This window comes from Streptomyces sp. NPDC001153 (genome assembly GCF_053598315.1).
Genome location: NZ_JBSFJZ010000102.1, coordinates 1 through 9,241, shown reverse-complemented (window position 1 = coordinate 9,241; position 9,241 = coordinate 1). Strand labels below are relative to the sequence as shown.

The window sequence follows — 9,241 nt, the reverse complement described above, 5'->3', positions numbered from 1 at the left end:
GCGGTCATGGTTTCCTCCAATAGCACTTATGCGTGAATGCGGTGGCATCTACGGCATCTGCGGGTAGTCGCGAGTTCTGCGCTTTCGCGACCCCCTCTGTGAGACAGATTGCCTCACAGACCATCTATGAGTCAACTTGTCTCACTGTGACTCGCCTCACCGCGCCCTGAACAGGGCCTTAGGCGCTTCCATACGGTGTATGCCGCACTGAATCGAGCTTCCCATTCGACATACGCAACCGGTTCCGCAGCAGTGATCACGCCGAGCTCTGGTCCGGCCCCGGCTGGAGCGCTGCGGACCTGGCGGCCGACTTCCATGCCGTTGTCACACAGCTGCGCCTCCGTAGCCCACCGTCGTCGGCTGCCAGCATGGGTAGGACTGTCGCTCCCCCGGGCGCCCGGTGGGGCGACGCTCGCCGTGGCGTTCGCCCTGCCCTGTCACCACCCGCCTCGCACGGCGGTGCTCGAAGCGCTCTTGAGGCGTGTACGGCAGGCGCCGGCGCCGCTGATGCGTGCGCTGAGCCCGCTGCGGGCGCGCAAACTCGGGCTCGCCAAGTACTGGCGCTGCTCACTGAATCCGACCCGCACACGCGCGGTCTCGTCGCTGTCGCCACGGCCCGGACACCTCGTGCCAGGCCCGCCTCGCGTACGCATGGCGTCGCGTCGAGTCCGCAGTGGAGGCGCCGCTTGGGGTGGTTCCCGAACGGGATATGACGTCCACTGCAGATGTTCCGGTCCATCGCCCCGGCGCAGAGCAGGCCCTCAGCCACCTGCACGGCCTGGAACAAGGACTCGGCGAAGTAGATTGCAGCCTTCACCCTGCTACGTAGCACCAAGACGACAGTTCCCCCGGCCCCTGTTCCAGGGACGCGGAAACAGCCGCCTGCCGGCGGCCTGCGGGACGCAGCCACCCTCTACCGCCGGTGGTCGCGGCCCATCGGCCGCGACCTCGACCGTGATGTCGCCGGTGAGCACCAACGCGTGCTCGAGGCGGTCCTGGCCAGGGCGCCGACGCAGCGGCCGAGCTGGTGGCCCAGCACTTCGAACGCACCTTGCTGGGTCGTGTGCGCCACGCTCGCTGGTAAGGCGAGCACACCGTCGGACCGGCCGCGTGCACGTGGGGCTTCGGCCGACGGGTGCAGACGGAGCACCGCTGGAGGACGACTCTCAGCAGCCGGGCGGCGGGACGACAAGGACGAGCGAGGCTATGACATTCCGGATACCGGCCACACTATATGGATCTACCACTTCAGACCGCCCGAGGACTTTGCCCAGGTGCCGGCCAGTCCCACCGCCACACGCGACGAGGCGACCGGCAAGCTCGGTCGCCTCCCCGGGTCCCGGGCGGCCGATGAACTGCGGCGTGACGGCGCTCAGGAACTGGCAAGTCGCGTGATCACTACGGCTGCGGCCACTACCGCGAACAGCAGAGCCGGGATAAGGGCCTTGGGGGCGTCCTTCATGCTCAGGTGCGTGCGCATGGCGCCGGCGCACACCAGAAACAGTCCACCGGCAGCCGCCACGCCCAGCGGCACGCCGGTCCGAACGCCCGGGTGCTCTCGGCGCGAGCACGACACCAAAGCCGCTGGCGCGACTCGAGGGAAGGCTTTTGCCGCGAAGCCGACACCTCCGGCCCCCACGTGCATGCCGAACACGGGAGTCCCCGGCCGGTACCGAAGCCCCGCGGCACACCTCCGCGGGTGTATCGGCCTCCTACTGTCAGAGACTGTCCGCCCTAGACGACACAATCGTCACCACAACCAGGACCCACCCTCATGGCACCCGCAGCAGAACCCCGGCGGTGGCGGCGTCCACGAACAGCTGTGACCAAGTGGCTGCGCCGTGCCCTGAGCGCAGCGCGCGCGGGGTTTCCGCTCGCCGCCGCCCTGCGCGGTGTCGTCGCTGCTGGAACTGTGCGGGGCGGCCGACGCGGAAGCCGGCGCGGATGTGGTCCTGTCGGTACCGGCACGCCCGCGCCCAGGTCGGACCGTCCGTCCGCGGTACGCCGTTCTGCTCGCTGCCTGTGTCCTCGTCGCCCACATCAGCGCCGTCCTGCTGCATGGCCCGCGAGGTTACTGGCTGCCCATGACCGTGGCCTTCATCTACAAGCCCGACTTCGGCCCCGTCCTGCGCCGGGCGGTGCACCGCTGCGTCGGCACGGTCGTCGGCGTCGCCGCGATCGGTGCGGTCGCCCTGCTGACCGGCAACACCCCGTACGCACTCATCGGGACGGTGGCGGTCTTCGGCGCGCTCATGGCCGTAGGCGTCCGCCATCACTATGCCGTCGCCGCCACCGGTCTGACCGGGATCGTCTTCGTCCTCGTCGATCTGCTCGGAGACCACCGGACGCTGTACGGCACCCGCATCCTGGACACCACCCTGGCCGCGGCCATCGTGCTGGTGGCGAACTTCCTGGTGTGGCCGGACTCCGCCGGCAGTTGGGCCGCGACGCAGACCGAAGCCGCTCTGATCGCCGTCCGCCGCTACCGCGACCTGGCGCCGAACGCCACGTCCGCCCAGCGCCAGACACTGCGCCGCGCCGCCTACCGCTGCCTGGCCGACGCCCGGCGGCTCAGGCCCGCGCCGAACCTCTCCCGCCCAAGCGCACCCTTCCGGACCGGGAGGCAACGATCACAGCCGCCGAGCAGGTCTGCGACGCCGTTACAGCCGAGATCCTGGCCGACACCGCAGGCTCCGGAGGAGATCATGCGCCGGGCAGTGCCTAGGCCTCGCCTAGGCCCAGGCCCGCAGAGCGGCATCCACGACGATCTCCACCGTGTCACGCCCCAGACGGTTCCCAGCGATGAAGCGCTCGAAGAACAGGGGGCCGACCGTGGCCATGGCCATGGTCTCGGCAGTGACGTCGGACCGGAGCTGGCCGCGCTCGACGGCCGCGGCAACAGCGGGACGCACGGCCTCGGCGATCTGGGTCATCAGCGTCTGCCGGAGGTGACGCATGCCTTCGTCGTTCCGTGAGCCACCGATGACCGCGACGAGAACGGCACCGGTATTCTCGTCGTCCAGCCGCTCGGCGAGGACGCCCAGATTATGGATGAGCTCGGCTCGCGGATCGTGACCGGAAGCAGCCCGAATCTCCTCGGGCACCGGGGGCAGTGGGGGCATGCCGGCCTCCAGCGCGGCCAGGCGAAGCTCGAGAAGGCCGGGCCAGTGCCGGTAGACCGTGGCCCTGCCGACGCCGGCACGGGCGGCGACCGCTTGATGCGTCACGGCCTCCAGCCCGCCCTCCGTGAGCAACTCGGTGGCCGCCGCGACCATGGCCTCGCGACTGCGCAACAGACGCGGATCAGTTCTGACTTGCATCTACTCCACCTTTCTGTGGGACAATCCACCTCACAGGGCCACTATGAGTCATCTTGTCTCATAGTAGAGGAAGAGAGAAGCCCCAAGTCCGTACGACTCCCGCGGCGTGCGTCACATGTGAACGGCGGGTGCGGCGCTCTCGTCGTGCTGCGGCACACCACGGCGGTACAGCAGCACGGTCACCACCAGACCCACCACGAAGACGGCCGCCGACCACCAGTACGCAGTGGAGTAACCCTCGAGACCGGCCTGCGCCAGGACGCCGGGGTCCTTGGGGTCACGGCCGGAGAGGTAGTTGGTGGCGGCGTCCGATGCCATCGTACTGAGCAGGGCGACGCCGATGGACCCACCCACCTGCTGGACGGTGTTCACGGCGGCGGACGCGACTCCGGCATCGGCCGCGGCCACGCCGGAGGTGGCCAGGCTCATCGCGGGCGCGATCACCGTGCCCAGTCCGACGCCGACGAGCACCAGCTGGGGCAGCACCTGCGTCATGTATCCGCTGCCCAGGTCCAGCGTGGTCATCCACACCAGGCCGGCGGCCGCGATGGCCATCCCCAGCGGAACCACCGGCTTGGGACCTATGCGCCGTACCAGGACGTTGTTGGCCACCGCCGACGCGGACGATGACGCCACGATCATGGGCAGGAAGGCGAAGCCCGTCTTCAGGGCGCTGTAGCCGAGGCTCTGCTGCAGGTAGTAGGTCAGGAACAGGAACACGCCGAACATGCCCGCGCCGGTGACGAAGAGGGCGGCGAAGGAGGCACCGCGGTTGCGGTCCAGCAAGACTCGCAGGGGCAGCAGCGGATACGCCGCCCTGGTCTGCCACCACACGAAGACGGCAACCAGTACGGCTCCGGCCGCCAGCATGCCCCAGGTCGCGGGCGAGCCCCAGCCGTGCGTCTCGGCGTTCGAGAACCCGTACACCAGGCAGAACAGGCCGATGGAAACCAGCAGAGTGCCGAGGACATCGAGCTTGGAGGACGTGTCGCGCGGCGTGCGGTGCAGCAGAGCGGCCCCACCGACGAACGCCACCCCCGCGAAGACCACGTTGACGTACATGGTCCAGCGCCAGTCCAGGTACTGGGTCAGCACCCCGCCGAGGATCAGGCCGATGGCTCCGCCGGCACCGGCGACCGATCCCGCGACAGTGAAGGCCTTCGCCCGCTCGCGCGGATCGGTGAAGGTGGTCATCAGGAGCGACAGCGCGGACGGGGCCAGCAGGGCGGCGAACAGGCCTTGGACGGCGCGCGCGACGACGAGCATGGCGAAACCGTTCGCCGCACCTCCCACCATGGAAGCGGCCGCGAAGCCGGCCAGCCCCACCAGGAAGGTCACCTTCTGACCGACCAGGTCCGCGACTCGGCCACCGAGCAGCAGCAGGCTGCCGAAGGCCAGCGCGTAGGCGGTGACCACCCACTGCCGGTCGGCGTCCGAAAAGCCGAGGTCGTGCTGGGCGGACGGCAGGGCGATGTTCACGATGGTGCCGTCGAGGACACCCATCAGCATGGACAGGGAAATGACAAGCAGGATCCACCAGCGGCGCTGGTGCGACGGGTCGACAGACGCATTCTCAGGTGCGGCCTCAGCGCCGCGAGCGGCGGCGATGGCGTTCTGGGACATGGGGACAGCCCTCCAGCAAGGACAGACACAAAGGGGGGAAGGGATCAGGTACGGCTGCGGGGCGGCGTGGCCGCTTCGGTGAACGGGTCGCGCGGGTGCTCCAGTTCGATGAGGCCGACGGTGTCCCGCTTGAGCAGGGAGGCCAGGAACCAGTCCACGAACACGCGTATCTTGCGGTTCAGCGTCGGGACACGGCTGCCGTGGTAGAGCCGGTGGAACCACCACGCCGGCCGTCCCTTGAGCTTGAGCTTGTTGAACAGGATCGCGACGCCTTTGTGGAGGCCGAGGCCGGCCACCGCGCCGAGGTTCTTGTGCCGGTACTCCTTCACCGGTCGTCCGCGCAGAGCGGCGATCACGTTGTCGGCCAGCACAGGGGCCTGTCGTACGGCGTGCTGCGCGTTGGGCGGGCACCACGCGCCCTGTTCGCCGGCCAGGTCGGGAACCTGGGCGTTGTCGCCTGCGGCCCACACGTGATCGAAGTCCCTGACCTGCAGCGTGGGCAGGGTGTCGACGTGGCCGCGCGGGCCGAGCGGCAGGCCGAAGTGGGCCAGAGCGGGGTTGGGGCGGACGCCGGCGGTCCACACGATCGTCGAGGCGTCCGTCTCGACACCGTTCGCCAGTACCACGTGCTGGTCGGCGCAGGACTCCATGGAGGTCTCGAGGTACACCTCGATGCCGCGTGCCTGAAGCTTCTCCATCGTCCAGACACCGAGGTCCGCACCCATCTCCGGCAAGATGCGACCGGCGGCCTCGACCAGGATGAAGCGCATGTCCTCCCTACTGACAGTGCGGTAGTTACGGGCGGCGTCGCGGGCCATGTCCTCGACCTCCGCGATGGTCTCCACGCCGGCGAAGCCTCCCCCCACGAAGACGAAGGTCAGCGCCTTGCGCTTCACCGTCTCGTCCGACGTCGAGTCCGCCCGGTCGAGCTGGGCCAGGACGTGGTTGCGCAGGCTGATGGCCTCCTCGACCGACTTCATGCCGATGGCGTGCTCGGCCAGGCCGGGGATCGGGAAGGTGCGGGAGACCGAGCCGAGCGCGACGACCAGGTGGTCGAAAGGCAGCTCGAGCGTGTCACCCGCCGCGGTGCTGACGTGGGCGACCTTGTCCGCCTGGTCGACGGAGACGACGTGGCCGGTGACCACTTCCGCGCCGGTCAGAACGCCGCGCAGCGAGGCGACCAGGTTGCGCGGGGCCACGTTGCCGGCTGCCGCCTCCGGGAGGAAGGGCAGGTAGGTCATGTACGAGCGGGGGTCCACGACCGTGACGGTCGCCTCGCTGCGGCGCAGCTTCTTCAGCAGGCGCATCGCGGTGTAGAGGCCGACGTAGCCGCCGCCGGCGATGAGGATGCGCGGCCTGTCCGGGACAGGGGCAAGGGTCATGACGGTTCCTTGTGCGTGAGAGGGGACGTGAGAGCGTGCGGAAGCGGGTCCGGATGAGTCGGCCCGCGGGATGTGCTGGGTGCCGATGCGCTTGCGGAACACCCAGTACGTCCAGGCCTGATAGCCCATGACCAGCGGCGCGAAGACGGCGCCCACCCACGTCATGATCCCCAGCGTGTACGCCGAGGAGGACGCGTTGGTGACGGTCAGACTCCAGGCCGGGTTCAGCGTGGACGGCATGACGTCGGGATAGAGCGTCAGGAACAACGTGGCTGCCGTGGCCGCCACCGTGGCGGCGGAGAAGGTGAACGCCCACCCCTCCCGGCGAGCCCTGGTGCAAGCGAGTGCGATGCTCCAGGCCACCAGCGCGACGAGCACCGTCACCAAGCTGCGGCTGTTGCCACGGTCCCCTTGTGTCCAGAGCAGGAAGGAAGCGGCGGGTGCGGTGGCCGGCACGCCGAGCCTGAGGGCGAGAGTTCGGGCACGGTCACGGATGTCGCCGACCGTTTTGAGCGCGACGAACACCGCTCCGTGGACGGTGAAGACGGCCAGCAGGGTCACAGCGCCGAGCAGCGCGTACGGGTGGAACAGGCCGCTCAGGCCGCCGGTGTAGACGTGCCGCCGGTCGATGGCCACGCCGTGGACGATGTTGGCGAAGACCAGCCCCCACAGCAGCGGCGCCAGCAGTGAGCACCAGAAGATGGCGTGCTCCCAGTTCCGTTTCCAGCGGACGCTGTCGCGCTTGGCGCGGTACTCGAAGCCCACCGCCCGCACGATCAGACAGACCAGGACGGCGAACAGGAGTAGGTCGAAGCCGCTGAACAGGGTGGCGTACCAGCCCGGGAAGGCGGCGAAGGTCGCGGCGCCGGCCGCGATCATCCAGACCTCGTTGCCGTCCCAGACGGGACCGATGGTGTTCAGCAGCACGCGGCGTTCGGGCTCGTCACGGGCGAGGAGCTTGGTGAGCACGCCGACGCCGAAGTCGAAGCCCTCCAGGACGAAGTAGCCCGTCCAGAAGAAGGCGATGAGCAGGAACCAGAAGTCGTGGAGGTGCATGGCGAAAGTCCTGACGGCTGGTCAGTAGGCGAACGTGAGGATCTTGTCGTCGTCCTCGGCGGAGGACGGACCGCGCAACCGGGGGTCACGCTGCGGCGGCTGCTCGTCGAGCCGGGGCCCGGCCGTGGCGTACTTGACCATCAGCTTGACTTCGATGACGGCGAGGATTCCGTACAGGAGGGTGAAACCGATCAAGGTGGTGAGCATCTCTCCGGCGCTCACCCCCGGTGACACGGCGTCCGAGGTGCGCATCAGGCCGTAGACCACCCACGGTTGGCGGCCCGTTTCGGTGAAGATCCATCCGAAGGAGTTCGCGATCAGCGGGAATCCCAGGGTCCAGACGGCGGCCCGCCAGGCCCACTTGGTCAGCACCGGCCCGAGGACCCGGTTCTTGGTGAGCATCAGGTGCGGGACCTCGTCCGGCCGGGTGACGAAGTGCGGGGCGATCCAGCGCCGGTTGCGGGTCAGCCACAGCCCGGCCGCGCCGATGGCGACGGACACCATCCCGAATGTGATCATGAAACGGTACGACCAGTACTCCAGCGGGACGTTGGGAAGGTAGTCCCCCGGTGCGCCGCCGTATTGCGCCGCCATGGCCGACGCCGCGTTGTTGATGCCGGTGACGGGAGTGTGCGGGTTGCTGTGGGCGAGGAACGACAGCACGTACGGGATGTCGATGTCGACGGAGTTCTGGTGCTCGCCTACGTTCGGGACGGCGAACAGCGAGAACGGGGCGTTCGCCGCGGTGTTCCACAGACCTTCACCGGCGGCCATCTTCAACGGCTGCTGGTCGATCATCAGTTTGCCGAGGGCGTCGGCGTCGAGGACGGTGGCGAAGCCCGCGACGGCGAGCACGGCGAGGCCGACCCGCAGGGAGGTCCGCATGACGCTGACCCGTCCCGACTCCACCACGCCGCCCCGGGCCTGGGTGCGCTTCGCTCGCCACAGGTGCCAGGCGGCGATGCCGGTCACGAGCGCTCCCCCGGTGACGAAGGCGGCCGTGAGCGCGTGCAGGGCGGCGAACACCGCCGTGGGCTGCAGGAGCACCTCGGCGAAGTCGGTCAACCGGGGTCGGCCGTGGTCCATCCGGTAGCCGACCGGGTGCTGCATCCACGAGTTCGCCGCCAGGATGAAGTACGCCGACAGCACGGTGCCGAGGGACACCATCCAGATGCAGAAGAGGTGCAGGCGGCGGGGAAGCTTGTCCCAGCCGAACATCCACAACCCGATGAAGGTGGATTCGAAGAAGAAGGCGATGATCGCCTCCATCGCCAGCGGCGCCCCGAAGATGTCGCCCACGAAGCGGGAGTACGCCGACCAGTTCATGCCGAACTGGAACTCCTGGACGATGCCGGTGACCACGCCCATCACCATGTTGATCAGGAAGAGCTTCCCCCAGAACTTGGTGGCGTGGAAGTACTTCTCCTTGCTCGTGCGCACCCACGCCGTCTCCAGACCGGCCGTGATGCCGGCCAGACTGATCGTCAGCGGCACGAAGAGATAGTGGTAGACGGTGGTGATTCCGAACTGCCAGCGGGCTATCACGTCGGGGGACATGGGCCTAGGTACTCCCTCTCCAGGGAATCCGCCAGGCGACTTTGTGAAAGTGAATACATTCACAAAGTCACCTGCGGTTAGCGATCGAGGTCCTGGGAGGAAGCGGGAATGGTCGCTCCCTCCCAGGGGTGTGGGGGTCAGCGGGTCAGCTGGCGGCCTGGGCGAGGAGGGGCTTGAGGACGGGGTGGGAGAGGGCTTCCTCGGCGGTGGGGTCGTCGAGGACTTCCTGGAAGGCGGCGTCGAGCTTCTGGGCCTTGACGACCTGGGGCATGGTGAGGGTGCCCAGGGGGTTGAAGTAGGAGG

4 protein-coding genes and 2 pseudogenes are annotated in these 9,241 nt (G+C 68.6%); 1 reads left to right on the top strand and 5 read right to left on the bottom strand.

Going from position 1 to position 9,241, the window contains the following annotated elements; all coding sequences use genetic code 11:
- Window positions 1-2,084: 2,084 nt before the first annotated feature.
- A pseudogene (locus ACWDEN_RS47425) lies at window positions 2,085-2,342 on the top strand (FUSC family protein); the annotation flags it as partial.
- Window positions 2,343-2,732: 390 nt separating this feature from the next.
- On the opposite strand, the gene ACWDEN_RS47420 reads toward ACWDEN_RS47425, so the two are convergent.
- The 5 genes and pseudogenes from ACWDEN_RS47420 to ACWDEN_RS47400 form a co-directional block, all read right to left on the bottom strand.
- Window positions 2,733-3,275: a TetR/AcrR family transcriptional regulator gene (locus tag ACWDEN_RS47420; RefSeq protein WP_450864306.1), complete on the bottom strand. Its 543-nt coding sequence runs from the start codon at window positions 3,273-3,275 to the stop codon at window positions 2,733-2,735.
- A gap of 156 nt (window positions 3,276-3,431) precedes the next feature.
- Entirely contained in the window at window positions 3,432-4,943 is a 1,512-nt protein-coding gene (locus tag ACWDEN_RS47415; protein WP_450864302.1) for an MFS transporter, read from the bottom strand.
- Window positions 4,944-4,987: 44 nt separating this feature from the next.
- The gene (locus ACWDEN_RS47410) at window positions 4,988-6,325 is read right to left on the bottom strand and encodes an NAD(P)/FAD-dependent oxidoreductase (RefSeq protein ID WP_450864304.1); all 1,338 of its coding nucleotides are present in this window, start codon (window positions 6,323-6,325) and stop codon (window positions 4,988-4,990) included.
- Between the two features lie 108 nt (window positions 6,326-6,433).
- Window positions 6,434-7,381, bottom strand: a pseudogene (cydB, locus tag ACWDEN_RS47405) (cytochrome d ubiquinol oxidase subunit II); the annotation flags it as partial.
- A 21-nt stretch (window positions 7,382-7,402) separates the two neighbouring features.
- Window positions 7,403-8,938, bottom strand: coding sequence for a cytochrome ubiquinol oxidase subunit I (locus tag ACWDEN_RS47400; RefSeq protein WP_450864300.1), 1,536 nt, complete (start codon window positions 8,936-8,938; stop codon window positions 7,403-7,405).
- Between the last annotated feature and the right edge of the window lie 303 nt (window positions 8,939-9,241).

Coding starts and splice junctions, on each gene's coding strand:
- ACWDEN_RS47420 (WP_450864306.1), bottom strand. CDS start 3,275: ATGGTCGCGGCGGCCACCGAGTTGCTCACGGAGGGCGGGCTGGAGGCC.
- ACWDEN_RS47415 (WP_450864302.1), bottom strand. CDS start 4,943: ATGTCCCAGAACGCCATCGCCGCCGCTCGCGGCGCTGAGGCCGCACCT.
- ACWDEN_RS47410 (WP_450864304.1), bottom strand. CDS start 6,325: ATGACCCTTGCCCCTGTCCCGGACAGGCCGCGCATCCTCATCGCCGGC.
- ACWDEN_RS47400 (WP_450864300.1), bottom strand. CDS start 8,938: ATGTCCCCCGACGTGATAGCCCGCTGGCAGTTCGGAATCACCACCGTC.